We start from the raw sequence: 22,471 nt of genomic DNA on the forward strand, positions 1-22,471 counted from the left end.
CGAGCAGGGCCTTCTCGCCCGGTGCGGTGGCATCGATGAATACCGACACCGTGGCCAGGCCATCGGACACAGTCAGCTGCTCGACCTCCTGCCCGCTTCCCGGCATGCGGCGACGCTGATAGCCATCCACCCGGAATCCGGCCGGCAGCGTACCGATCTGCCACGGCAAGTCGCCACTGGCCAGCGGGGCCGCCTGCAGGGTGTGCTCGGTCCACTGCCGGTCCACCGGCGCCGGCTCGAAGGCCTGCTCCCAGACCGAGTCCGGCAGCAACGGCAGAATCTCCACGTCGACGAAAAACGCCTGACGCAATACCCGGCCCTGGCCGTCCATGAGACTGGCCTTGAGCAGCAACCCGGTATCGGAATCCGTCCCCAGCAGGTAGCCGAACCGGAACTCGTCCCGCGGCCGCGCTACGGTGAAATCGGCCGGCCGCCCCGCCAGGCGGCCGCTGCCGACCAACGTGAACTCGTAATAGGCAGCCAGTCGCTCCAGACGGCGCGGCAACAGACTGGGAAAGGCCGCCGCCACCAGGGCTTCGTCACGCGTCGGACGCGCGTCGCCGAGCGCCACACGGCAGCGACTGCCGCTGCGTTCGAGCTCCCAATACGCGCCCTGCAGGCTGCGCACCCGATCCTCGCCGGCCTCATGGCCAGCGCGGTGCAGCAATTCCAGGGTCTGGGTGCGCTGACCCTCGATCTGCACCACATGGCCGCGATAATTGAGCGTACGCGCGGCCTCGAGCATGCGCTGCAGAACAGCCGGCGTGTCCGCCGCACCGGCCGGGGAAATGCCCAGTGCCAGTGCCAGCAGCACCAGGGCACGTTTCATTGCGCGGCGTCGGCGCTGACGCTGCGTACCGGACCGGCAAACGCGTCCTGGCCGGCCAACAGCGCGTTGTCGGCATGTACCGACCAATAGCCGTGCAGGCGGTCAACCGCGCGTTCGGGAGTTTCGCTATACGCCACCGCCGCGGTCGACCTGGCATCCGCACTGGCAAGCTCCGGACCGTTGTCCGCCGCTTGCCACTGCCGAAGCCCAACCACTGTGACCAGTGCCACCGAGGCAGCCAGTGCGCCGCCTACCGCGTAGCGAGACCAACGGGTCAAGCGCGGCGCCGGCGCCACCGCCGGCAGGAAGTAGGTCGGTTCGTCGGCCAACGCACCCCGAACCCCCTCTCGTATGTCCAAACCAGGCTCGACATCGCCGCGCAGCAGGTCGCGCATTCGGTGCATCCGGTGCCACGCGGCAGCCAGAGTCTCGTCACGCGCCACCACTTCCAGCAGGGCATCGGCCTGCTCGGCATCCAGTTCGCCATCCAGCAACGCGGACAAGGCTTGGTGTTGTGGCTCCGTCATTCAGCTCTCCACCGGTTACAGGAACGGTTTGAGTTTGGCGTCCATCGCGCGGCGGGCCCGAAAGATGCGCGAACGCACCGTGCCGATCGGACAATCGAGCACGCGGGCGATGTCGTCGTAGCTAAGACCTTCCATTTCACACAAAGTTAACGCAGTGCGCAGATCTTCCGGCAATTCCGCCAACGCCCGCGCCACCGCCGCCTGCAACTGATCACGGGCGGCGAACGACTCCGGCGTCCCCAAATCCGCGACATGCACGCCCGCCTCCTCCACGTCACCGTCGGTGATGTCGATGTCATCGGTGGGTGGGCGGCGCGATCTTGCCACCAAATGGTTCTTGGCCGCATTCACCGCAATGCGGTACAGCCAGGTATAGAAGGCGCTGTCACCACGGAAGTTCGGCAGTGCCCGATACGCCTTGATGAACGCCTCCTGCACCACGTCCTGCACTTCCGAGCGGTCGGACACCATGCGCCCAACCAGCTTGGCTACCCGCAGCTGGTACTTGCCGACCAGCAGATCGAAGGCACGCTTGTCACCCCGCTGCACACGGCGCACCAACACCAAGTCGGCATCGGCCTGATCGGTCGAATTGTGGGTCGTCATGTCGGCACAACAGACCTGACCGCCGGCACACGGCGGCGGCCATCATGAAGGGCAGGGTAATGCGCGGCGCGGCCGCCGAAGCTGGACATTGGTGCCTCCCTGTCGTCGGCCGCTGCGGCGCGGATTGCGCATTTGTTACAGTTCGCGCCATTTTATCAGTCCGCCACTCAACCCTGCGTCCAGCCCCATGTCAACCAGTCAACAGGTGCTCATCATCGGTGGCGGCGCGGCCGGCCTCAGCCTGGCATTGCGCCTGGCGGACCAGGTACCCGTCACCATGCTGGCCAAGGGGCCGCTGACCGAGGGCTCCAGTCTGTATGCCCAGGGTGGGGTGGCGGCCGTGCTGGGCGACCAGGACTCGATTGACGCCCATGTCGACGACACGCTGGTGGCCGGCGCCGGGCTGTGCGACCCGGCAGCGGTGCGCTTCACCGTCGAACGCAGCCGCGACGCGATCGCCTGGCTGATCGACCAGGGCGTCGCGTTTACGCGGCTGACCGAACCCGGCGGCAACGGCCCGTTCGACGACTACCACCTCACGCGCGAAGGCGGCCACGGCCAACGACGCATCATCCACGCCGCCGACTCCACCGGCCGCGCCATCACCACCACGCTGGAAGACAAGGTCCGCGCGCACCCGAACATCACGCTGCACGATTACCACGTCGCCATCGACCTGATCACCGGCGCGCGCCTGGGGATGGCCAGCGACGCCAACCGCTGCCTGGGCGCCTATGTCCTGAACCTGCATACCGGGCGGGTGCAGGCCTTCCACGCCCAGGCCGTGGTGCTGGCCACCGGCGGCGTCGGCAAGGTGTACCTGTACACCAGCAACCCGGACGTGGCCACCGGCGACGGTATCGCCATGGCCTGGCGGGCCGGCTGCCGCGTCGCCAACATGGAGTTCATCCAGTTCCACCCGACCTGCCTGTTCCATCCGCAGGCCAAGAACTTCCTCATCTCCGAAGCGCTGCGCGGCGAGGGCGGCCGCCTGTGCCTGCCCGGCGGCGAGCGCTTCATGCACCGTTACGACCCGCGCCTGGAACTGGCGCCGCGCGACGTGGTGGCGCGCGCCATCGACAGCGAGATGAAGCGCCTGGGTCTGGACTGCGTGTACCTGGACATCAGCCACCAGCCGGCCGACTTCATCCGCGAGCACTTCCCCACCATCGCCGCGCGCTGCCTGGAACTGGGCATCGACATCACCCGCGAGCCGATCCCGGTGGTGCCGGCGGCGCACTACCTGTGCGGGGGCGTGCTGACCGACCTGAACGGCCGCACCGACCTGCCGGGCCTGTACGCGGTCGGCGAGGCCGCGTACACCGGCCTGCACGGCGCCAACCGCCTGGCCAGCAACTCGCTGCTCGAATGCCTGGTGTTCGCCGAATCGGCGGCGGCGGACATCCTGGCCCGTCCGGCGCTGACGGACCCGGCAACACCCGACATCCCGCCCTGGGACGAGAGCCAGGTCACCGATTCCGACGAAGAGGTGGTGGTCACCCACAACTGGCAGGAACTGCGCCGCGCCATGTGGGACTACGTCGGCATCGTGCGCACCGACAAGCGCCTGGCGCGAGCACTGAACCGTGTCCAGTTGCTGGCGCGCGAGATCCAGGACTACTACGCCAACTTCCGCGTCAGCCACGACCTCATCGAGCTGCGCAACCTGGTGCAGGTGGCCGAACTGATCGTGCGCTCGGCCCAGCAACGGCGCGAGAGCCGTGGCCTGCACTACAGCCTGAACTGCCCGCAACTGGACCCGCAGCAGAACCCCCGGCCGACCGTTCTCAACCCCCGCTCAACAGACTGACACGCAGACGGCGCAACGCCTCGGGCGCAACCGCATCGGCCGCCAGCGGCACGTAACGGCGACGGCGCCCGCGCCGCAGGGCCACGATCACCAACCATGGCCGACAGAAGCAGGCGTCCGGCACCAGCCGCCAGCCCTCTTCGACGCCACCGTCGCGGCGCAGCAAGGTCCAGGCGTCATCGACCCGGCCGCGCAGACGCACCACATCGGCCGCCTTCGGCGCCTGCGTCCAACCGAACGCCGACACCAGGACGACCACCGGCAGCGGCCAGGCCGACAGCGGCAGCGCCCCCAGCGCCACGGTCAGTGCGCCCACATGCACGACCGCACTGAAGGCAGTCAGCCGCGGCGAGCGCCGCGGCGCAAGGTCATGCTGCACCGTTCAGGCGATCAAGCACCGCAGCCGTCGCCGGATCGTCGGGCCCCACCCGACCGAGCACACGGTCGAGCAGGTCTTCGTCCTCCAATGCCAGCAGCCGCTCGAAGGCCGCGCGCTGCGCCGCATCAAGCCCGGCCAGATGCCGCTCCAGAAAACGGGCGAGCAGTACGTCGAGTTCCTTCTTGCCGCGGCGACACCGCCAGCGCAACGTAGAATCACTGAGCATCGAGTTGAGGTCCGAACTGAAGGAGGCGCAGACATGGCCTGGACGCCCGTTCTACCCGAATCCGCCCGGTCGGCGCCAGCGCCCGCTGCCTGCACCGCGATGCCGCTGACCCACCTGGCGGTGGTGCAGGCAAGTGGCGCGGACGCGACCGCCTTCCTGCACAGCCAGCTCAGCAACGACGTGCAGGGCCTGCCCCCGCAACGCAGCCTGCTCGCCGGCTATTGCAACGCCAAGGGTCGGCTTTTCACCATCTCCCGCCTGTGGCGCCACGGCGACGCCTGGCTGCTGTGTCTGCCGGCCGACAGCGCCGAGACGCTGCTCAAACGCCTGCGCATGTTCGTGCTGCGCAGCAAGGTCACGCTGACGCTGCGGCAGGATCTCACGCTGTTCGGCGTGAGCGGGGACGCGGCCGCCACGGCGCTGGGTCGTGCCGGCCTGCCCGCTCCGGACCAGGACGGCAGCGTCGCCACCCACGACGACACCTCGGTGCTGTGCCTTCCGGGCACCGTGCCACGCTACCTGCTATGCCTGACGGATGCCGTGGCACCGGCCACCTGGACGGCGCTCACGGAGGTTGCCCGCCCGGCCGACACCGGCTACTGGCGCCTGCTGGAGATCGATGCCGGCCAGCCCTCCGTCCACGCCGCCACCGCCGAGACGTTCGTACCGCAGCATGTCAACCTCGAACGCGTCGACGGCGTCAGCTTTCGCAAGGGCTGCTACCCGGGCCAGGAAATCGTCGCGCGCATGCATTACCTCGGCAAGCCGTCGCGGCGGATGTACCGCATGCAGACCACGGCGCCACCGCCACCGCCCGGCACCGCGGTACAGGACGAAAGGCAGCGTGAGGTCGGCACGGTAGTCGACGCCCAGGCCACCGGCACCGACGCCACACGGCTGCTCGCGGCACTGCAGGTCGCCGCCATCGACTCGCCCCTGCTGCTCCCCGACGGCGCGCGCCTGGAAAGGCTTGACCTGCCGTATCCACTGGAAGCGCCCGATAGCGCCGAGGCCTGACGCGCGCCGCGCGTCAGGCGCGCACCGAGTGCGCCAGCGTTCGCCACAGCCGACGACCGCCCCCTTGCAGGCGGCCACGCCGCCCAAGGTAGTACCCCAGAAAGCGCCGCCGGTCGGCACGCGACCAGCCGATGCTGCGCCGGTTCAGACTGTCCAGGTCGCGCCGCGCACAGTGCCGCCGCCACAGCCGCTGCTTGGCCTTCTCCAGATCGATGAGCGCCACCGGCGCCGCAGCCACGCTGTCGTCGCCGGCCAGCCAGGCTTCATTGACCATGATGTGTTTCGGGTACAGACAATTGTGCTGCAGGCGCGCATCGTGCAGCCGGCGCACTGCAGCGGCAATCACCCGCAGCAGACGCCGGCGCGTCGGCAACGGCGGCCAGCCGTCCCGCTGCCAGCGCGACACACAGTCCTCGAGGGCGCTGTAGCCTTCCAGCGCGCGGGTCACCAATACACCGCAGGGGTCGCCGTTCAACCCCCTCTGAGCAAACAGCAGTGGCTCGGCCGCCGCCACGCCGATCTCTGCACAGCGCAACAGGACGCGGTACTCGCGCTCACACGTCAGTCGCCCGCGCCACGGGTAACGTAGCGACCGGAACACATAGCCCCGCTGGCGCTTGATGAACACGCTCCCGCCGCCGGCCGCCTCCGGCAGGCGGTAGTGACTGACCGCGCTCCAGCCCTCACGCCGCTGATTACCGGGCTCGACCGCGTCGAGCGACAGCGCCCACCACGCCTCGAAACTGTCCAAACCGGCCTGCCGCAGGATCTGCCCCCACGGCTCCGGCACATGACACGCGAAACCCGTCGCCATAGACACACACCACGTAAAGAAACAGGCCCGACCGCTACCGCACGGCGCCACCGTAGCGCGCCATCCCTGCCGTCAGCCGGCCGACGCACGAACAAAAAAAAACCCGTCCGGGCAAACCGAACGGGTTTTTTCTCGACTCATCCAATGGCGCGCCCGGAAGGATTCGAACCTCCGACCGCCTGGTTCGTAGCCAGGTACTCTATCCAACTGAGCTACGGGCGCGAAGCGTGAAATTATCGGTACTTGGCGCCAGTTCTGTCAACCGGGAAAATGTGGCGGAGAGAGAGGGATTCGAACCCTCGATGGAGCTTTTGACCCCATACTCCCTTAGCAGGGGAGCGCCTTCGACCGGCTCGGCCATCTCTCCGTGAAGGGTGCGCAGGATACCTGCTTCGCCTTCCCTGCGCAAAGCGTTCAGCCTTCCGCGGCCGCCGGTGTCTGCGTTTTCGCGCTCTCCAGACGAATGCGCTCGTAAATCTCCGCGCGATGTACTGGTACGTCCCGCGGCGCCTTGACGCCAAGCCGCACCTGACTGCCCTTGGTCCCAAGCACCGTGATTTCTATGCCGTCGCCGATCATTAAAGTTTCGCCGGCCCGGCGCGTCAGTATGAGCATGTCCAACCCCCTTGCTGTGGCGACGGGTAACGAATCATCCAATTGAAACTTCCAACGGCCCCTCCCAGGCACCGCCGGCCGCCGCGCACGGCATTGCAACACAAACGAACGTTTTTTCAAACTCCGGCCTGGGCCAAACCAAACGCCTCGTGCAGCGAACGCACCGCCAACTCGACGTATTTCTCGTCAACGATGACCGAGATCTTGATTTCCGAGGTCGAGATCATGCGGATGTTGATGCCCTCGGCCGAAAGTGCCTCGAACATGGCAGCGGCCACGCCGGCATGCGAGCGCATGCCCACACCGACCAGCGAGATCTTGGCGATCTTGTCGTCGCCGCCGACGGCCCGCGCACCCAGTTCGTCGGCCACCTGCGCCAACAACTCCATGGCGGCCGGGTAGTCGTTGCGGTGCACGGTGAAGCTCATGCTGGTCAGGCCGTCCTGACCGATGCTCTGGACGATGACATCGACCTCGATGTTGCGACGTGCGATCGGCCCGAAAATGGCCGACGCCACACCCGGCCGGTCCGGAATGCCGGTCACGGTGATCTGCGCCTCATCGCGATTGAAGGCGATGCCCGAAATCAGCGGTTCTTCCACGCCGTGTTCCTCTAGAGTGATCAGGGTCCCCGGGCCATCCTCGAAACTCGACAGCACCCGCAGCGGAACCTTGTACTTGCCGGCAAACTCCACCGAACGGATCTGCAGCACCTTGGCCCCCAGGGAAGCCATTTCGAGCATCTCCTCGAAGGTGATGCGATCGAGCCGGCGCGCCCGTGGCTCGACGCGCGGGTCGGTGGTGTAGACCCCGTCGACATCGGTATAGATCTGGCACTCGTCGGCCTTCAGCGCCGCCGCCAGCGCCACCGCCGTCGTGTCCGAGCCGCCACGCCCCAGCGTGGTGATGTTGCCGTCCTGGTCCACTCCCTGGAAACCGGCCACCACCACCACCTCGCCGGCGGCCAGACTCGCACGCAGACGCTGGTCGTCAATGTCCAGGATGCGCGCCTTGCTGTGCGCGCTGTCTGTCAGGATGTGCACCTGTGACCCGGTGAACGAACGGGCCGCCAGGCCGCGCTCGCCCAGCGCCATGGCGAGCAAGGCAATCGACGCTTGCTCGCCGGTGGCCAGCAGCACGTCCATCTCACGCGCCGGCGGCCGTGTGCTCACCGACCTCGCCAGTTTGATCAACCTGTCGGTCTCGCCCGACATGGCCGACACCACCACCACCAGTTGATGCCCGGCGGCGCAACCGCGGGCGACACGCTCGGCCACGGCGGCGATGCGCTCGGGACTGCCCATGGACGTCCCGCCGTACTTCTGCACGATCAGGGCCATTGCCTGTCTTGCTCCAAGGTATAGAGGGTTGAATCGATCGAAGATCAGCCCAGGCGCTCGCGCACCCAGCCAGCGACGCTGTCGAGCGCGGTGGACAACGCCTGCGGCTGGTTGCCGCCGGCCATGGCCATGTCCGGACGGCCACCGCCCTTGCCGCCCACCTGCCCGGCCACGGCATTCACCAGTTCGCCGGCCTTGACACGCCCGACCAAGTCGCCGCTGACCGCGGCCACCAAGCTGACCTTGTCGCCGTCGACGCCGGCCAGGACCAGCACCGAGCTGCCCAGCTTGTCGCGCAGGCGGTCGGCCTGCTCGCGCAATGCCTTGGCATCGGTCACGTCCAGGCGTGCCGCCAACACCTTCGCGCCGGCCACCTCCACCGCCTGGTCGAGCAGGCCGTCGCCGGCCTGCTTGGCCAGCTTGTCACGCAAGCGCTCGAGCTCCTTGTCCTGTTCGCGTTGCCGCGCCAGCACCTGCTCGAGCTTGTCCAGCACGTCCGCCTCACCCGCCTGCAGCGCCGCCGCGATGCGCCGCAGCCGCTCGTCCGCCTGACGCAACCAGGCGACCGCGCCCTCACCGGCGACTGCCTCGATCCGCCGCACGCCGGCTGCCACCGCCGACTCGGACACGATCTTGAACAACCCGATGTCTCCGGCGCGTGAGACGTGCGTGCCGCCGCACAACTCGACGGAAAAATCGCCCAAGCGCAGCACACGCACCTGCTCGCCGTATTTTTCGCCGAACAACGCCATCGCTCCGGCGGCCTGCGCCTCGGCCAACGCCATTTCCTGCACCTGCGCCTCGCTGTTGGCGCGAATCTGTTCGTTGACCAGACCTTCGATGACCGCCAGGTCGTCGGCAGAAAGCGGCTTGCCATGGGAAAAATCGAACCGCAGCCGCTCGGCATCCACCAGCGAACCCTTCTGCGTGACATGCGGCCCCAGCACGTGACGCAGCGCCGCATGCAGGAGGTGGGTCGCCGAATGATTGGCACGGATGCGCGTGCGCCGCGCCACATCGACACGCGCCGTTACCTCGTCGCCCACGGCCAGCGCGCCGTGCTCCAGCACTCCGCTGTGCACGTGAACCACACCTTCCTTGCGGGTATCGGCAACCGCGAACGTTCCTGCCGGCCCCTCGATCACACCCGTGTCACCAACCTGGCCGCCGGATTCGGCGTAAAACGGCGTGTGGTCGAGCACCACCACGGCCGGCCGGCCGGCCTCGACGCGGGCCACCGGCTCACCATCCTGTAACAGCGCAACCACCCGCGCGCGGTCCTGGTCACACGCATAGCCGGTGAAGCGGTGCCCGGCCAGGGTCTCGGCGTCCAGCACCTCGGCCAGACGAAAGTCCTCGTCGACACGAAACTGGCTGGCGGCGCGCGCCCGTTCGCGCTGCTGCGCCATGGCCTGCTCGAAGCCGTCGAGGTCGAGCGTGAAACCGCGCTCACGTGCGATGTCGGCAGTCAGATCGACCGGAAAGCCATACGTGTCGTAGAGCTTGAAAATTGTCTCGCCCGGAATGCGCTGGCCGCCCAGGCGCTCCATGTCGCGTTCGAGGATCGCCAACCCGTGCGACAGGGTCTGCGCGAAGCGCTCTTCTTCCTCACGCAACGCCGCCTCGACCGCCGGCTGGGCCGCCGCCAATTCGGGGTAAGCGTCGCCCATCGCACGCACCAGCGGCGTCACCAGCCGATGGAAGAACGGCTCCTGAGCACCCAGCCGCGCACCGTGACGAGCCGCGCGACGGATGATGCGCCGCAACACATAGCCGCGCCCCTCGTTGCTCGGCAGCACGCCATCGGCGATCAGGAACGCACTGGAACGAATGTGGTCGGCGATCACGCGCAGCGAACGCGAGGCGAGATCGCTGCTGCCGATCACCGCCGCCGCCGCTTCGATCAGGCTGCGGAAGATGTCGGTGTCGTAGTTGTCGTGCACCCCCTGCAGCACCGCGGCCAGGCGCTCGAGGCCCATGCCGGTGTCCACCGACGGGCGCGGCAGCGGCTTCAGGGTGCCGTCGCCAAGGCGCTCGTACTGCATGAACACCAGATTCCAGATCTCGATGTAGCGGTCGCCGTCGGCGTCCGGCGAACCCGGCGGCCCGCCGGCCACACTCGGGCCGTGGTCGTAGAAGATCTCGGTGCATGGTCCACACGGGCCGACGTCGCCCATGGACCAGAAATTGTCATCACCGGGGATGCGGCGAAAGCGGCTTTCCGGCACACCGACGTCGTTCAGCCAGATGTCGGCTGCCTCGTGATCGTCCGGATAAACGGTGATCCACAGGCGCTCGGCCGGCAGCTGCAGCACCTCCGTCAGGAAACTCCAGGCGAAGCGAATGGCATCGCGCTTGAAATAGTCCCCGAAGCTGAAATTGCCCAGCATCTCGAAAAACGTGTGATGCCGTGCCGTGTAGCCGACGTTGTCCAGGTCGTTGTGCTTGCCGCCGGCGCGCACGCAACGCTGCGCGGAGGCCGCACGCCGATACGGGCGCTGCTCGAGCCCCAGGAACACGTCCTTGAACTGCACCATGCCGGCGTTGGTGAACAGCAGCGTCGGATCGCCGTGCGGTACCAATGGACTGGACGGAACTTCCTGGTGGCCCTGACTGGCGAAGAAGTCGAGAAAACTGCGGCGGATTTCGGTGCTTTTCATGCGTCGTCGCTGTTGTGCTTGCCAAGAGCCGCGCGAATCTGCGCGCCGGTGAAGCCTCGCGTCTGCAGTTGGCGCTGCAAACGGCTACGCTCGGCCACCGTCGTCGGTGACCGGTTACCGGAGACGTGCGCCCTGGCAGCCCGGCAGGCCCGGTACCAAGCGTCGTCGTCCACCTGCACTGCCTCGGCGATGGCCTGGTCATCCACGCCGCGTGAGCGCAATTCCGCCTGAGCCCGCAGCGGCCCGTAGCGACGGCGCTGCAACTCCGCCACCCGGGCCTGCGCGTAGCGCGCGTCGGACAGGTAGCCGGCGTCGCTCAGCCGCTGCAATGCCGGATCGACGTGATCCCGGTCCCACCCGCGCTGGGCGAGCTTGCGTGCCAACTCGGCCCGACCGTGCTCGCGCCGGGCCAGTAGCTTCAGCGCCTGCGCGTAAGCCGCTGCAACCGGGTCATCCACACGCGCCGGCGCCTCAGGCAGGCGCCTCGGCCTGTCGACGCGCCGGCAACAGACGCGCCCTGACCTGCGCCTCGATCCCCTCGGCCAATTCCGGATTGGCGCGCAAAAACTCACGCGTGTTGTCGCGCCCCTGGCCGATCCGTTCGCCGTTGTAGGAGTACCAGGCGCCGGACTTCTCGACCAGGCCCAGGTTGACGCCGAGATCCAGAATCTCGCCCTCGCGCGACACACCCATGCCATAGAGAATGTCGAATTCTGCGGTCTTGAACGGCGGCGCCACCTTGTTCTTGACCACCTTGACGCGGGTCTCGTTGCCGACCACTTCCTCGCCCTTCTTGATCGCCCCGATCCGCCGGATATCAAGCCGCACCGACGCATAGAACTTCAATGCGTTACCACCGGTAGTGGTCTCCGGGCTGCCGAACATGACGCCGATCTTCATGCGAATCTGGTTGATGAAGACCACGGTGGTGTGCGAACGGCTGATGCTGGCGGTGAGCTTGCGCAGTGCCTGCGACATCAGGCGCGCCTGCAGGCCGACGTGCGAGTCACCCATCTCGCCCTCGATCTCGGCGCGCGGCGTCAGCGCCGCCACCGAATCGACCACCACCAGGTCCACGGCACCCGAACGCACCAGCATGTCGACGATTTCCAGCGCCTGCTCGCCGGTGTCCGGCTGCGACACCAGCAAGTCGGCGATGTTGATACCGAGCTTCTCGGCGTACGAAGGATCGAGCGCATGCTCGGCGTCGACGAATGCGGCCGTGCCGCCCACGCGCTGCACCTGGGCGATGCTCTGCAGGGCGATGGTGGTCTTGCCGGACGACTCCGGCCCGTAAATTTCGATGATGCGCCCGCGCGGCAATCCACCCACGCCCAGCGCCACATCCAGGTTCAAGGACCCGGTGGAGATGGCCTCGACGTCGCGAATCGCGCCGGCGTCGCCAAGCCGCATGACCGCGCCCTTGCCGAACTGGCGCTCGATCTGACCCAGCGCTGCTGTGAGCGCCTTCTGCTTGTTGTCGTCCATGCCGTCCCCGTGCCCACCGGTTTGATGCCAAGAGCAAACAGGCATTATTCCATAGCACGCGTCAGCCGACCTACCCCGACGCCGGCCTGCGCGACCCACCCTGCAGGCGACACACCGCGCCACCGGCCGGCTGGCCGGCAGCGAACAGCCACTTCGTCGGGAAGCGCGTGTCGAGAATGGCCCTGCCCGGTCACCCTCCGTGGCGACCGGAGCCCTCCGTAGCGCGGGCAGGAACCGGGAATCGGCGCTGGCAGGAAAAAATCGGGTCTGCGGCCAAGCCGCAGACCCGACAACGCCATCAGGTCGCAGCGGTTCTTGCCAGTGACCGACCCGGGCAAGGGGGAAGCCAGGCGGCCGAGCAGGAACCACGTCACCGATGAATGCAATGGAAAAGCCGCCATCCTTGGCGGCCGCTGCAACCCCACAGAACATGCCCGCCGAGGCACGTCCTGTCGGCTCGCAGTACTGCATGGCCTCCGCCTGCAGCCCGAATGCATTCAGGCGATTACCTGATAGCAGTCAGCATGCCAGCCGAAGGGATATGGCTCTATTCCGCGGTTTTTCCCAAACAAACGCATCTGTGAGGCACCGCATCGCGAAGGTTTCTGCCGAGTTCCTGGACCAAAATGTAAACAGAGATAGAATCCAGAACCCCGTCTGAACAATTTTGTAAAGCCATGGACGCACCAGAGATCCGCCCGGCCCCCTCGGCGTCATCGGCCAACCTGACCTACCTGTGGCAGGGCGACACCCGTGGCTTTCCCGACGTCGAGGATCTGGTCGGCCGCTTGCGCTTTGCTCCGTCCGAGGGACGCATCTGGCTGGACGACCAGCGATCGATCCTGATGCGCGGCTCCGCCTTCGGAAGCCTGCGCCGCGAACTGCTGGAGTCCATCGGCTTCACACGGGCGCGCGCCGTGCTCAAGCGGGTCGGCTATGCCGAAGGCACGCGCGACGCGGACCTGGCACGCCGGGTGCGCCCGGAAGGCAACATGTTCGACGCCTTCGCGGTCGGCCCCCAGGTCCACGCACTCAGCGGCTTCGGCTGGCTGGAAGTCGTCGAGCTGCGCTTCGACCCAGCCACCGACGGCTTCTACGGCGAATTCCTGCTTCGCGATTCGGTAGAGGCCGACGCACACCTGAAGACACTGGGCGTCAGCGCCGAGGCGGTGTGCTGGACCGCCATCGGTTACGGCTCCGGCTACAGCAGCGCGTTCGCCGGGCGACCGATCATCGTCGACGAGGTCGAGTGCCGCGCCATGGGCCACGCCCACTGCAAACTGGTCGGCAGGCCGGTCGAGGAGTGGGACCGGCGCATCCGCAAGGCGGCCTATTTCCGTCCCCAGGAGTTCGTAAACCGTTTCGGCAAACCCAGCGAGTCGGCCGACACCGACGCCCCCGCCGCGCCCACTGGCCCGGCCGTGGACGTGGTCGGCATCTCCGCCGGGTTCGGTGCCGCCGTGCACCTGCTCGGCAAGGCAGCACCTACCGACGTGACGGTGCTGTTCCTGGGCGAGACCGGCGTCGGCAAGGAAGTGTTCGCGCGCATGCTGCACCGCATGGGGCCGCGCGCCGAGCACCCGTTCATCGCCGTCAACTGTGCGGCACTGCCGGAAAACCTGATCGAGGCGGAGCTGTTCGGCGTGGTCAAGGGCGCCTACACCGGCGCCAGCGACTCACGACCGGGGCGCTTCGAACGCGCCAGCGGCGGCACGCTGTTCCTGGACGAAATCGGCACGCTCACGCTGAGCGCCCAAGCCAAGCTACTGCGCGCCCTGCAGGAAGGGGAGATCGAACGCGTCGGCGACAGCCAGACACGCAAGGTGGACGTGCGCCTGCTGGCGGCCACCAACGTCGACCTCAAGACAGCCGTCACGGACGGCACCTTCCGCGAAGACCTCTACTACCGACTCACCACGTTTCCGGTGCGTATCCCGCCGCTGCGCGAACGGCGCGATGACATCCCGCTGCTGATGCGTCACTTCCTGCACCGTTTCAGCGAGCGTCATCACAAGAAAGTCGGCGGATTCGCACCGCAGGCGGTCGAGGCCCTGCTGAGCTTCGATTTTCCGGGCAACATCCGCGAACTCGAAAACATGATCGAACGCGCCGTGCTGCTGGCCGACGACGGTGAGCCGATAAGCCTGTCACACCTGTTCAGCTCATCGCAGGGCGCGCTTCCCGCCACCTTCGGCGTCGACGCCCATGGCCAGCTGGCGAGCCACCAGGGCAGCATGCCGGACCCTGACGAGACCCTGCGCGAGCGCCTGGCGCCGTTGCTGCAATCCACCGGCACGTCGGCGCTGGAAGCGGCGGAGCAGACGCTGATCGAACTGGCCCTGGAGCAAGCCGACGGCAACCTGGCCCAGGCCGCCCGCCAGCTTGGCATCAGCCGCCGCCAGTTGGCCTATCGACTGGACAAACGCAGCGCCGCTCAGGAGCAGGACCAGGCCCACAGCGACCGGTAGCGACGCGTGCCGCCGACGCGCTCGGAACAAAACAGCGCGAATTCGGTGGCCTGCCAGCTCAGCGGCGCCATGGCCACCTCCGCCAGGCGCCGCGGGCGCCGCAGCACCGTGACGTGCGGAGCAAACGGCCGAACCGGCAACGCCAGCGTCCCGCGCAGCGCCGCCCGAAGCGCCTCGGCCAACGCCATCGCACCGGGCAGCGGCTGCGATGGCACGGCGCACAGCAGACGCGGCCGGGCCCAATATTCGATGCGTTCGAGCGTCACCTCAAACGGCGCCCAGCGCACGCTTGCCGCAGCCCGTTGCAAGGAAGCCACCTGGTCCGGCGGCAGCTCGCCGGCAAACAGCAGCGTCAGGTGCAGGTTCTCAGGCGCCACCGCCCGTCCGCCACAGCGCCGCTCGCACCATCCCGCCAACCGGCCGAGTTCCGCCTGCGCCGCCGCAGGCGGCTGCAGCGCGAAGAACACCCGCGCCGCCGCCGGCATCAGCCGAGCCGGGCGGCCGCCAGCATCAGCAGCTGCAACGTGAGCCCGGCCAGCAACCCGGCAGCCAGATCGTCCAGCATCACACCCAGCCCACCGCCGACGCGCCGGTCGAGCACGCCCACTGGCCACGGCTTGAGGATGTCGAAGGCGCGAAACAGCACGAAGCCCGCCAGGTAATGCGGCCAGGCCGGCGGCACGGCCAGCAGCGTCAGCGCCATGCCGACCACCTCGTCCCAGACGATGGCCGGGTGATCCGACACACCCAGCCGGCGGCCGGCCACGCCGCAACACCACACGCCGACACCGCTCAGTCCGAGCAAGACGGCGCCGGCCACGGTGACCGGCAGCGGCACCAGCGCCAGGGCCAACAACACGCCGAGCAGCGACCCCACGGTACCGGGCGCGCGCGGCGCCAGGCCGGCACCGAACCCCAGCGCCAGCGCGCAGGCCGGCTGTCGCAGCAGCGCCGGCGACGGCCGCGACGGCCGCTCAGCGGAAATGGTCATGTCCCAGCCCCTCGCACGGCACCGCACAGCCCTCGCCATCCACCAGCCGCACCCCAGGCGCCGCCTCGATGCGGCCGATACGGGTCAGCGGGCCACAACCCGCGGCCGCCCGCATCAGCGCGGCCTCCTGCGCCGGCGACACGGTAAAACACAGTTCGTAGTCATCGCCGCCGCCGAGCAGCACCTGCGGGCCGGCCAGCGCCAGGGCCCCGGCCAGCAGCGGCAGGCGCTGCAGTTCCAGCCGCGCGCCGACACCGCTGGCCGCACAGATATGGCCAAGATCGGCCAGCAGACCATCCGACACGTCGATGGCCGCCGTCGCCAGATCACGCAGCGCCTGCCCCAGCTCCAGCCGCGGCTGCGGATAATCGAGCCGCCGGCCGGCTTCCTCGGCCAGCGCCGCCGGCAACGCCAGCATGCCGCGCCGGGCCTGCACGGCCAGTGCGGCGACACCGATCTGGCCGGACACGTAAACGGCATCCCCGGGCCGGGCGCCTGCCCGCCGCAGCGCCCGTCCCTGCGGCACCTGCCCCAGTGCCGTGACACTGACCGCCAGCGGACCACGGCAGGTATCGCCGCCGACCAGCGCCACACCGAAGGCCTGCGCCAGCTCGGCAAAGCCCCGCGCGAACTGCGCCAGCCAGGTGTCGTCGACGCGCGGCACGGTGAGCGCGAGCAGCGCCCAGGCCGGCTGCGCGCCCATGGCGGCGAGGTCGGACAGATTGACGGCCAGCGCCTTGTGGCCGAGCGCCGCCGGCGCACAGTCGGCGAAGAAGTGCACGCCTTCGACCAGCGTGTCGACGGCGGCCACCAGTTCATGGCCGGGCGCCGGGCGCAGCAGCGCGGCATCGTCCCCCGCCGCCAGCGACACATCCGGCCGCGGCGGCGTCAGGCGCGCGAAATGGCGGGCGATGAGTTCGAATTCACCGGGCATCGCAGCGGCACGGTGCGCCGGCGATCAGCCCGGCAATGCCCGCTCGGCGGCGCGCAGGTCGCGCGCCAGGCGGTCGAGAATGGCGTTCACGTAGCGATGTGCATTGTCGCCACCGAACTGTTTGGTCAGTTCCAGCGCCTCGCTGATCACGACCCGGAACGGAATGTCCCAGCGCGATTCCAGCTCATAGCAGCCGAGCCACAAAATGGCATGCTCGACCGGGTCCAGCTGAGCAAGGGGCCGGTCCAGCAACGGCGCGATGCGCTGATCGAACTCGGCATGCCGGCGGCCGACCTCGCTCAGCAACTCATGAAAGTAGTCGGTATCGGCGTCACGCAACTCGCGCTCGGCCAGAAACTGGGTCTCTATGCTGGCCAGGCTGTCGGCGCCACCCGACAGTTGCCATTGGTAGAGGGCCTGCAGCGCGCCGCGGCGCGCCTTGGAACGGGCTCGGGACATCGACGCATGCGCTCCGTCAGCCGATGGCCGTCAGCAGGTTGAGCATCTCCAGCGCCGACAGGGCCGCGTCGGCGCCCTTGTTGCCGGCCTTGGTACCGGCGCGCTCGATGGCCTGCTCGATGCTGTCCACCGTCAGCACGCCAAACGACACCGGCAGGCCGCTGTCCAGCGCCACCGCCGACAGGCCCTTGGCACATTCGCCCGCCACGTAGTCAAAGTGCGGCGTGGCGCCGCGGATGACACAACCGAGCGCGATCAGCGCGTCGACCCGGCCCGAGCCGGCCAGACGCTTGGCCGTCAGCGGAATCTCGAAGGCCCCGGGTGCCCACACGACGGTGATGTCGGTCTCGGCCACGCCGTGACGGCGCAGCGTATCCACGGCAGCGGCCAGCAGACGCTCGCTGATGAAGTCGTTGAAACGCCCGACGACGATGCCGAAACGGCCGCCGGCAGGCGCCGCCAGATCGCCGGACAGCAGGGTATAGGATGGGCTCATGCGTGCGGTTAGTCCTCGCGGGCCGCCTCCGGCGGCAGAAAGTCCACCAGTTCCAGACCGAAACCGGCAAGACCGTGCAGTTTACGCGGCTTGCCCATGATACGCATGCGGCCGACGCCGAGCTGGTCCAGGATCTGCGCCCCGACACCGTACATGCGCAGCTCCGGGTTCGGCTCCAACCCCGGCAGCGGCACGCCCAGGTGGCGCATCTTGTAGGCCTGCACCTCGCCCAGCAGGGTCTTGGGCAGGTCGCTCGGGCTCAGCAGCACCAGAACGCCGCGGCCGTGATCGGCGATGGTGGCCAGTGCCCGGCGCACCGTCCACCGGCCGGGCGCCTGGGCGCCCAGGATGTCGCGCAGTACGCTGGCCTGCTGCACCCGTACCAGGGTCGGCTCATCGCGACGGATGTCGCCCATGACCAGCGCCAGGTGCACCTCGCCATGATCGTTCTCGTGAAAGGCCACCAGGCGGAAGCTGCCGAATTCGCTCTCGAAGCTGCTCTCGGCCACCCACTCCACCGAGCGCTCCTGCTCGACCCGGTAGCGGATCAGGTCGGCGATGGTGCCGATCTTCAGACCGTGCGTGCGGGCGAACTCCAGCAGCTGCGGATAGCGCGCCATGGTGCCGTCTTCGTTCAGTATCTCGACGATCACCGCCGCCGGCTCGAACCCGGCCAGCCGCGCCAGGTCGCAGCCGGCCTCGGTGTGGCCGGCGCGCGTCAGCACGCCGCCGGGCTGCGCGCGCAGGGGGAAGATGTGACCCGGCATGACGATGTCGCCGGGACGCGCGTCCGCCTTCACCGCCGCCTGTACCGTCACCGCCCGGTCGGCGGCGGAAATGCCGGTGGTCACGCCCTGCGCCGCCTCGATCGAGACGGTGAAATTGGTGGTGTTCTTGTCGTTGTTGTCGGCCACCATCAGCGGCAGGTTCAACTGCCGGCAACGCCCCTCGGTAAGCGTGAGACAGATCAGCCCACGCCCGTAACGGGCCATGAAGTTGATCGCCTCCGGCGTCACGCACTCGCCGGCCAGGATGAGGTCGCCCTCGTTCTCGCGGTCGGCATCGTCCATGAGAATGACCATCCTGCCGGCCTTGATGTCGGCGATGATCTCCTCGGTACTGTTCAGCTCCAGCGCGTTCATCGGTTCACGAATCCATGCTCGGCCAGCAGGTCGAGGTCGACGCCGCCGGCATCACGCCCCATCAGACGCTCCAGGTAACGGGCCAGCACGTCCACCTCGATGTTCACCCGCCGGCCGGGCTGCCAGGCGTCGAGGCTGGTGTGGGTCAGGGTATGCGGCACGATGTTGACCTCGAACTGCGGTCCCTCGACCGCGTTGACGGTAAGGCTCACGCCGTCGAGGGTGATCGATCCCTTGGCGGCGATGTAACGGGCCAGCGCCGCCGGGGCGCGCAGTGTAAATCGCTGCGAGCGGGCATCGGCGCGGCGCGCCACGACCTCCCCGACGCCATCGACATGGCCGCTGACGATGTGTCCGCCCAGGCGCTCGCCCAGCGCCAGCGCGCGCTCCAGGTTGACGCGCTCGCCGACCAGCCAGCCGCCGAGCGTGGTGCAGGCCAGGGTCTCGCCCGACACGTCGGCGACGAAGCCATCGTCGGTAAAGGTGACCGCCGTCAGGCACACACCGCTGACCGCGATGCTCTCGCCAAGCTGGCCGTCGGCCAGCGGCAGGCCGCCGATGCGCAGGCGCACGTCACCGCCACGCCGCTCAAGGGCGGCGACCTGGCCAACCGCCTGGATGATGCCAGTAAACATGTCGTGGATGGCTTCCTGGGTCAGGCGCCCACCACCGGGCGCAGGCGCAAACGCAGATCGGGGCCGAACGATAGAACGTCCAGCGTCTCCAGGTCGAGCCGCGCCGCCATATCGGTGATCGGCGGCAACTCCAGCACCGGCCGCGCGCCGTGGCCGAGCAGGTGCGGCGCGACGTAGACGATCAGCTCGTCGGTCAGCCCGGCGGCCAGAAATGCACCGGCCAGACGCGGCCCCGCCTCGACCAGCACCTCGTTGCACTGGCGGCGGCCGAGAACCTCGAGCAGGGACGACAGATCCACGCCGCCGTCGCCGGCCGGCAGGGCCAGCAGTTCGGCGCCGGCAGCTTCCAGTGCCGCGGCGTTCGGCCCGCCGGCGTTCAGCGTCGCCAGCACCGTCGTGCCGGGCTCGCCCAGCAGGCGGGCCCCCACCGGCGTGCTCAGACGGCTGTCCAGCACCACGCGCAGGGGCTGCGGCGCGCCCGGCACGTCCCGCACCGTCAGCTGCGGGTCGTCGGCCAGCACCGTGCCACTGCCGGTGACGATGGCCTGCGAGCGCGCGCGCCAGTGCTGCACATCGGCCCGCGCGGCCGGGCCGGTGATCCAGCGCGAGTGGCCGTTGCCGAGCGCGCTGCGCCCATCCAGGCTCTGGGCCACCTTGACCCGCACGTACGGCCGACCGCTGGTCATGCGCTTGATGAAGCCGGGGTTGAGCGCCGCCGCCTCGGCCCCCAGCAGGCCGCTGTCCACCGCCACGCCGGCGGCGCGAAGACGCGCCAGGCCCTGTCCTGCCACCTGCGGGTTGGGGTCGGTCATGGCCGCGACCACGCGGCTGACGCCGGCCGCGATCAGCGCCTCGGCACACGGCGGCGTGCGGCCGTGGTGGGCACAGGGCTCGAGCGTCACGTAGGCGGTGGCCCCGCGCGCCCTGTCACCGGCCTCGGCCAGCGCGTGCGCCTCGGCGTGCGGCGCACCGGCCCGCGGGTGGTAGCCGGCTCCCACCTGCAGGCCGCCGCGCACCAGCACGCAGCCGACGCGCGGATTGGGAGCCGCGGTGTAGCGCCCGCCCTCGGCCAGCGCCAGGGCACGACGCATCCAGGCCGTGTCGTCCATCAGTCGGACGGCGGCGTCGGGCCGGCGCGCTCCAGGCGCTCCACCTCGTCGCGGAACGCGCGCAGGTCCTCGAAACTGCGGTAGACGGAGGCGAAGCGCACGTAGGCCACCGGGTCCAGCACCCGCAGCTCGTCCATCAACCACTCGCCGAGCTGGCGCGAACTGCACTCGCGCTCCCCCAGGCTGAGCAGCTTGCGCTTGATGCGCACCAGCACGGCATCGACCTGGTCGCTGCGCACCGGACGCTTTTCCAGCGCCCGCTCCATGCCGGCACGCAGCTTGGCCTCGTCGAACGGCACCCGGCCGCCGTCACGCTTGACGATCCGCGGCCACGACAGCTCGGCCTGCTCGAAGGTAGTGAAACGCGCCAGACAGGTCAGGCACTCGCGCCGCCGCCGGACCCGATCACCCTCCTCGACCAGTCGCGAGTCGACCACTCGGGTATCGGGCGCGGCACAGAACGGGCAGCGCACGGCGGGCTACCGACGCGCGGGCTGCGAACGACGGGGCACACCCGCGGCACGGCACCCGCCGCGCCACGCGCGTCCCGTACCCGTGCGCAGGCGCTCGCTAGTCGCCATACACCGGGAAGCGCCGGCACAGTGCCAGCACCTGCTCCTTGACGCGCTGCTGCACGGCGGCGTCTTCGAGATCGTCCAGCACGTCGCAGATCCAGCCAGCCAGCGCCTGCACCTCGGCCACGCCGAAGCCACGCGTGGTCGAGGCCGGGGTGCCGATGCGAATGCCGCTGGTAACGAACGGGCTTTGCGGGTCGCCGGGCACGGCGTTCTTGTTGACCGTGATATTGGCCGCCCCCAGCGCCGCCTCGGCCGCCTTGCCGGTCAGGCCCTGCTCGATCAGGTCGACCAGGAACAGATGGTTGTCGGTGCCGCCGGACACCACCTTGTAGCCGCGCGACACGAACACCTGCGCCATGGCGCGGGCGTTGTCGATCACCGCCTGCTGGTAGTCCTTGAAGTCCGGCCGCAGCGCCTCCAGGAAGGACACCGCCTTGGCGGCGATGACGTGCATCAGCGGTCCGCCCTGCCCGCCGGGGAACACCGCCGAGTTGAGTTTCTTCTCGATCTCGGGATTGGCGCGCGCCAGGATCAGGCCACCGCGCGGGCCGCGCAGCGTCTTGTGGGTGGTGGACGTGGTGACGTCGGCAATCTGCACCGGGTTGGGGTACAGGCCGGCCGCCACCAGACCGGCCACGTGCGCCATGTCGACCACCAGGTAGGCGCCGACCGCGTCGGCGATGGTCCGAAACCGCTGCCAGTCCATGGCACGCGAATAGGCGCTGAAACCGGCCACGATCACCTTCGGCCGGCATTCATGGGCCAGGCGCTCGACCTCGTCGTAGTCGACCAGCCCGGTGGTGACGTCGATGCCGTACTGCACGCCCCGGTAGATCTTGCCGGAGAAGCTGACCGGCGCCCCGTGCGTCAGGTGGCCGCCATGCGCCAGGCTCATGCCCAGCAGCGTGTCGCCCGGCTCCATCAGCGCCATGAACACCGCGGCATTGGCCTGCGAGCCGGAATGCGGCTGCACGTTCGCGTAGTCGGCTCCGAACAGCTGGCGTGCCCGCTCGATGGCCAGGCGCTCGGCGATGTCCACATACTCGCAGCCACCGTAGTAACGGCGACCGGGGTAGCCTTCGGCGTACTTGTTGGTCAGCTGCGAGCCCTGAGCCACCAGCACGCGCGGGCTGGCGTAATTTTCGGAGGCGATCAGCTCGACGTGCTCTTCCTGACGCCGTGCCTCGTCCTGCATGGACTGCCACAGTTCGGGATCGAAATCGGCAAGGGTCTGGGCGCGGCTGAACACGGCGGGCACTCCACGGAACGGCGCCGTCGCCGGTGACCTGGACACGGGCACCCGCAAGCGGCTCGGGGAAAAGGCGCGCTAGTTTAGCAGGCCACCGCA

General features: G+C 68.7%; 24 protein-coding genes and 2 tRNA genes. 3 read left to right on the plus strand and 23 right to left on the minus strand.

Annotated features, from left to right (window positions below; translation table 11 throughout):
• From ABYX71_RS01015 to rpoE, 3 genes are all read right to left on the minus strand, one after another.
• Positions 1-829, minus strand: an 829-nt coding sequence (locus ABYX71_RS01015) for a MucB/RseB C-terminal domain-containing protein (RefSeq protein ID WP_372694026.1), incomplete at its 3' end; no start/stop codon positions are given.
• Positions 826-1,356, minus strand: coding sequence for a sigma-E factor negative regulatory protein (locus ABYX71_RS01020; RefSeq protein WP_372694028.1), 531 nt, complete (start codon positions 1,354-1,356; stop codon positions 826-828). The genes ABYX71_RS01015 and ABYX71_RS01020, both read right to left, overlap by 4 nt.
• A gap of 15 nt (positions 1,357-1,371) precedes the next feature.
• Positions 1,372-1,962: an RNA polymerase sigma factor RpoE gene (rpoE, locus tag ABYX71_RS01025; protein WP_372694030.1), complete on the minus strand. Its 591-nt coding sequence runs from the start codon at positions 1,960-1,962 to the stop codon at positions 1,372-1,374.
• A 187-nt stretch (positions 1,963-2,149) separates the two neighbouring features.
• On the opposite strand from rpoE, the gene nadB reads away from it, so the two are divergent.
• Entirely contained in the window at positions 2,150-3,772 is a 1,623-nt protein-coding gene (nadB, locus tag ABYX71_RS01030; protein WP_372694032.1) for an L-aspartate oxidase, read from the plus strand.
• On the opposite strand, the gene ABYX71_RS01035 is transcribed toward nadB, so the two are convergent.
• The gene (locus ABYX71_RS01035) at positions 3,750-4,088 is read right to left on the minus strand and encodes a protein YgfX (protein WP_372694034.1); all 339 of its coding nucleotides are present in this window, start codon (positions 4,086-4,088) and stop codon (positions 3,750-3,752) included. The genes nadB and ABYX71_RS01035 overlap by 23 nt on opposite strands.
• A gap of 52 nt (positions 4,089-4,140) precedes the next feature.
• Entirely contained in the window at positions 4,141-4,377 is a 237-nt protein-coding gene (locus ABYX71_RS01040; RefSeq protein WP_372694036.1) for a succinate dehydrogenase assembly factor 2, read from the minus strand.
• A 99-nt stretch (positions 4,378-4,476) separates the two neighbouring features.
• On the opposite strand from ABYX71_RS01040, the gene ABYX71_RS01045 reads away from it, so the two are divergent.
• The gene (locus tag ABYX71_RS01045) at positions 4,477-5,394 is read left to right on the plus strand and encodes a folate-binding protein YgfZ (protein ID WP_372694038.1); all 918 of its coding nucleotides are present in this window, start codon (positions 4,477-4,479) and stop codon (positions 5,392-5,394) included.
• A gap of 13 nt (positions 5,395-5,407) precedes the next feature.
• Here ABYX71_RS01045 and ABYX71_RS01050 read toward each other — a convergent pair whose 3' ends face one another.
• The 8 genes from ABYX71_RS01050 to recA all read right to left on the minus strand — a co-directional run bounded on the left by ABYX71_RS01050 (position 5,408) and on the right by recA (position 12,311).
• Positions 5,408-6,208: a lipopolysaccharide kinase InaA family protein gene (locus ABYX71_RS01050; RefSeq protein ID WP_372694040.1), complete on the minus strand. Its 801-nt coding sequence runs from the start codon at positions 6,206-6,208 to the stop codon at positions 5,408-5,410.
• A 145-nt stretch (positions 6,209-6,353) separates the two neighbouring features.
• Positions 6,354-6,430 (minus strand) — tRNA-Arg (locus tag ABYX71_RS01055).
• A gap of 51 nt (positions 6,431-6,481) precedes the next feature.
• Positions 6,482-6,575: transfer RNA gene (locus tag ABYX71_RS01060), tRNA-Ser, on the minus strand.
• Between the two features lie 47 nt (positions 6,576-6,622).
• The gene (csrA, locus tag ABYX71_RS01065) at positions 6,623-6,823 is read right to left on the minus strand and encodes a carbon storage regulator CsrA (RefSeq protein WP_372694042.1); all 201 of its coding nucleotides are present in this window, start codon (positions 6,821-6,823) and stop codon (positions 6,623-6,625) included.
• Between the two features lie 116 nt (positions 6,824-6,939).
• Positions 6,940-8,163 carry an aspartate kinase gene (locus ABYX71_RS01070; RefSeq protein WP_372694044.1) on the minus strand — a complete coding sequence of 408 codons (1,224 nt, stop codon included), beginning with the start codon at positions 8,161-8,163 and terminating at the stop codon, positions 6,940-6,942.
• 44 nt (positions 8,164-8,207) lie between these two features.
• Complete coding sequence (alaS, locus tag ABYX71_RS01075; RefSeq protein WP_372694046.1) at positions 8,208-10,823, minus strand: alanine--tRNA ligase; 2,616 nt, start codon at positions 10,821-10,823, stop codon at positions 8,208-8,210.
• Positions 10,820-11,281 (minus strand): regulatory protein RecX, encoded by a 462-nt coding sequence (locus ABYX71_RS01080; protein ID WP_372694048.1) that lies wholly within the window; start codon positions 11,279-11,281, stop codon positions 10,820-10,822. The genes alaS and ABYX71_RS01080 overlap by 4 nt, the downstream gene beginning before the upstream one ends.
• A gap of 13 nt (positions 11,282-11,294) precedes the next feature.
• Positions 11,295-12,311, minus strand: coding sequence for a recombinase RecA (gene recA, locus ABYX71_RS01085; RefSeq protein ID WP_372694050.1), 1,017 nt, complete (start codon positions 12,309-12,311; stop codon positions 11,295-11,297).
• 677 nt (positions 12,312-12,988) lie between these two features.
• On the opposite strand from recA, the gene ABYX71_RS01090 reads away from it, so the two are divergent.
• Positions 12,989-14,779 (plus strand): sigma 54-interacting transcriptional regulator, encoded by a 1,791-nt coding sequence (locus tag ABYX71_RS01090; RefSeq protein ID WP_372694052.1) that lies wholly within the window; start codon positions 12,989-12,991, stop codon positions 14,777-14,779.
• Here ABYX71_RS01090 and thpR read toward each other — a convergent pair.
• From thpR to glyA, 10 genes are all read right to left on the minus strand, one after another.
• Entirely contained in the window at positions 14,746-15,264 is a 519-nt protein-coding gene (gene thpR / locus ABYX71_RS01095; protein WP_372694054.1) for an RNA 2',3'-cyclic phosphodiesterase, read from the minus strand. The two genes, ABYX71_RS01090 and thpR, sit on opposite strands and share 34 nt — an antisense overlap.
• Positions 15,264-15,770 carry a phosphatidylglycerophosphatase A gene (locus tag ABYX71_RS01100; protein WP_372694056.1) on the minus strand — a complete coding sequence of 169 codons (507 nt, stop codon included), beginning with the start codon at positions 15,768-15,770 and terminating at the stop codon, positions 15,264-15,266. Before ABYX71_RS01100 ends, thpR begins: the two co-directional genes overlap by 1 nt.
• Positions 15,754-16,704, minus strand: a complete 951-nt coding sequence (gene thiL, locus ABYX71_RS01105) for a thiamine-phosphate kinase (RefSeq protein WP_372694058.1) — start codon at positions 16,702-16,704, stop codon at positions 15,754-15,756. The genes ABYX71_RS01100 and thiL overlap by 17 nt, the downstream gene beginning before the upstream one ends.
• Before the next feature lie 24 nt (positions 16,705-16,728).
• The gene (gene nusB / locus ABYX71_RS01110) at positions 16,729-17,163 is read right to left on the minus strand and encodes a transcription antitermination factor NusB (RefSeq protein WP_372694060.1); all 435 of its coding nucleotides are present in this window, start codon (positions 17,161-17,163) and stop codon (positions 16,729-16,731) included.
• A 16-nt stretch (positions 17,164-17,179) separates the two neighbouring features.
• Positions 17,180-17,659, minus strand: coding sequence for a 6,7-dimethyl-8-ribityllumazine synthase (gene ribE / locus ABYX71_RS01115; RefSeq protein ID WP_372694062.1), 480 nt, complete (start codon positions 17,657-17,659; stop codon positions 17,180-17,182).
• A gap of 8 nt (positions 17,660-17,667) precedes the next feature.
• A complete protein-coding gene (ribBA, locus tag ABYX71_RS01120) occupies positions 17,668-18,792 on the minus strand; it encodes a bifunctional 3,4-dihydroxy-2-butanone-4-phosphate synthase/GTP cyclohydrolase II (RefSeq protein WP_372694090.1) in 1,125 nt (374 codons plus the stop codon).
• Positions 18,793-18,797: 5 nt separating this feature from the next.
• Positions 18,798-19,436, minus strand: a complete 639-nt coding sequence (locus ABYX71_RS01125; protein ID WP_372694064.1) for a riboflavin synthase — start codon at positions 19,434-19,436, stop codon at positions 18,798-18,800.
• A 20-nt stretch (positions 19,437-19,456) separates the two neighbouring features.
• Positions 19,457-20,545 (minus strand): bifunctional diaminohydroxyphosphoribosylaminopyrimidine deaminase/5-amino-6-(5-phosphoribosylamino)uracil reductase RibD, encoded by a 1,089-nt coding sequence (ribD, locus tag ABYX71_RS01130; RefSeq protein ID WP_372694066.1) that lies wholly within the window; start codon positions 20,543-20,545, stop codon positions 19,457-19,459.
• A complete protein-coding gene (gene nrdR, locus ABYX71_RS01135) occupies positions 20,545-21,018 on the minus strand; it encodes a transcriptional regulator NrdR (protein WP_372694068.1) in 474 nt (157 codons plus the stop codon). The genes ribD and nrdR overlap by 1 nt, the downstream gene beginning before the upstream one ends.
• 97 nt (positions 21,019-21,115) lie before the next feature.
• The gene (gene glyA, locus ABYX71_RS01140) at positions 21,116-22,372 is read right to left on the minus strand and encodes a serine hydroxymethyltransferase (RefSeq protein ID WP_372694070.1); all 1,257 of its coding nucleotides are present in this window, start codon (positions 22,370-22,372) and stop codon (positions 21,116-21,118) included.
• Between the last annotated feature and the right edge of the window lie 99 nt (positions 22,373-22,471).

Origin of the sequence: Immundisolibacter sp., assembly GCF_041625615.1 — a bacterium.
In the GTDB taxonomy this organism is placed as follows: Bacteria; Pseudomonadota; Gammaproteobacteria; order Immundisolibacterales; family Immundisolibacteraceae; genus Immundisolibacter.

Excerpts from the sequence above, each read along its gene's own strand:
- rpoE (WP_372694030.1), bottom strand. The coding sequence starts at position 1,962 with ATGACGACCCACAATTCGACCGATCAGGCCGATGCCGACTTGGTGTTG.
- ABYX71_RS01100 (WP_372694056.1), bottom strand. The coding sequence starts at position 15,770 with ATGACCATTTCCGCTGAGCGGCCGTCGCGGCCGTCGCCGGCGCTGCTG.
- nusB (WP_372694060.1), bottom strand. The coding sequence starts at position 17,163 with ATGTCCCGAGCCCGTTCCAAGGCGCGCCGCGGCGCGCTGCAGGCCCTC.
- nadB (WP_372694032.1), top strand. The coding sequence starts at position 2,150 with ATGTCAACCAGTCAACAGGTGCTCATCATCGGTGGCGGCGCGGCCGGC.
- ABYX71_RS01050 (WP_372694040.1), bottom strand. The coding sequence starts at position 6,208 with ATGGCGACGGGTTTCGCGTGTCATGTGCCGGAGCCGTGGGGGCAGATC.
- ABYX71_RS01070 (WP_372694044.1), bottom strand. The coding sequence starts at position 8,163 with ATGGCCCTGATCGTGCAGAAGTACGGCGGGACGTCCATGGGCAGTCCC.
- alaS (WP_372694046.1), bottom strand. The coding sequence starts at position 10,823 with ATGAAAAGCACCGAAATCCGCCGCAGTTTTCTCGACTTCTTCGCCAGT.
- recA (WP_372694050.1), bottom strand. The coding sequence starts at position 12,311 with ATGGACGACAACAAGCAGAAGGCGCTCACAGCAGCGCTGGGTCAGATC.
- ABYX71_RS01045 (WP_372694038.1), top strand. The coding sequence starts at position 4,477 with ATGCCGCTGACCCACCTGGCGGTGGTGCAGGCAAGTGGCGCGGACGCG.
- csrA (WP_372694042.1), bottom strand. The coding sequence starts at position 6,823 with ATGCTCATACTGACGCGCCGGGCCGGCGAAACTTTAATGATCGGCGAC.
- ABYX71_RS01040 (WP_372694036.1), bottom strand. The coding sequence starts at position 4,377 with ATGCTCAGTGATTCTACGTTGCGCTGGCGGTGTCGCCGCGGCAAGAAG.
- thiL (WP_372694058.1), bottom strand. The coding sequence starts at position 16,704 with ATGCCCGGTGAATTCGAACTCATCGCCCGCCATTTCGCGCGCCTGACG.
- ABYX71_RS01125 (WP_372694064.1), bottom strand. The coding sequence starts at position 19,436 with ATGTTTACTGGCATCATCCAGGCGGTTGGCCAGGTCGCCGCCCTTGAG.
- thpR (WP_372694054.1), bottom strand. The coding sequence starts at position 15,264 with ATGCCGGCGGCGGCGCGGGTGTTCTTCGCGCTGCAGCCGCCTGCGGCG.
- ABYX71_RS01020 (WP_372694028.1), bottom strand. The coding sequence starts at position 1,356 with ATGACGGAGCCACAACACCAAGCCTTGTCCGCGTTGCTGGATGGCGAA.
- ribD (WP_372694066.1), bottom strand. The coding sequence starts at position 20,545 with ATGGACGACACGGCCTGGATGCGTCGTGCCCTGGCGCTGGCCGAGGGC.
- ABYX71_RS01090 (WP_372694052.1), top strand. The coding sequence starts at position 12,989 with ATGGACGCACCAGAGATCCGCCCGGCCCCCTCGGCGTCATCGGCCAAC.
- ribE (WP_372694062.1), bottom strand. The coding sequence starts at position 17,659 with ATGAGCCCATCCTATACCCTGCTGTCCGGCGATCTGGCGGCGCCTGCC.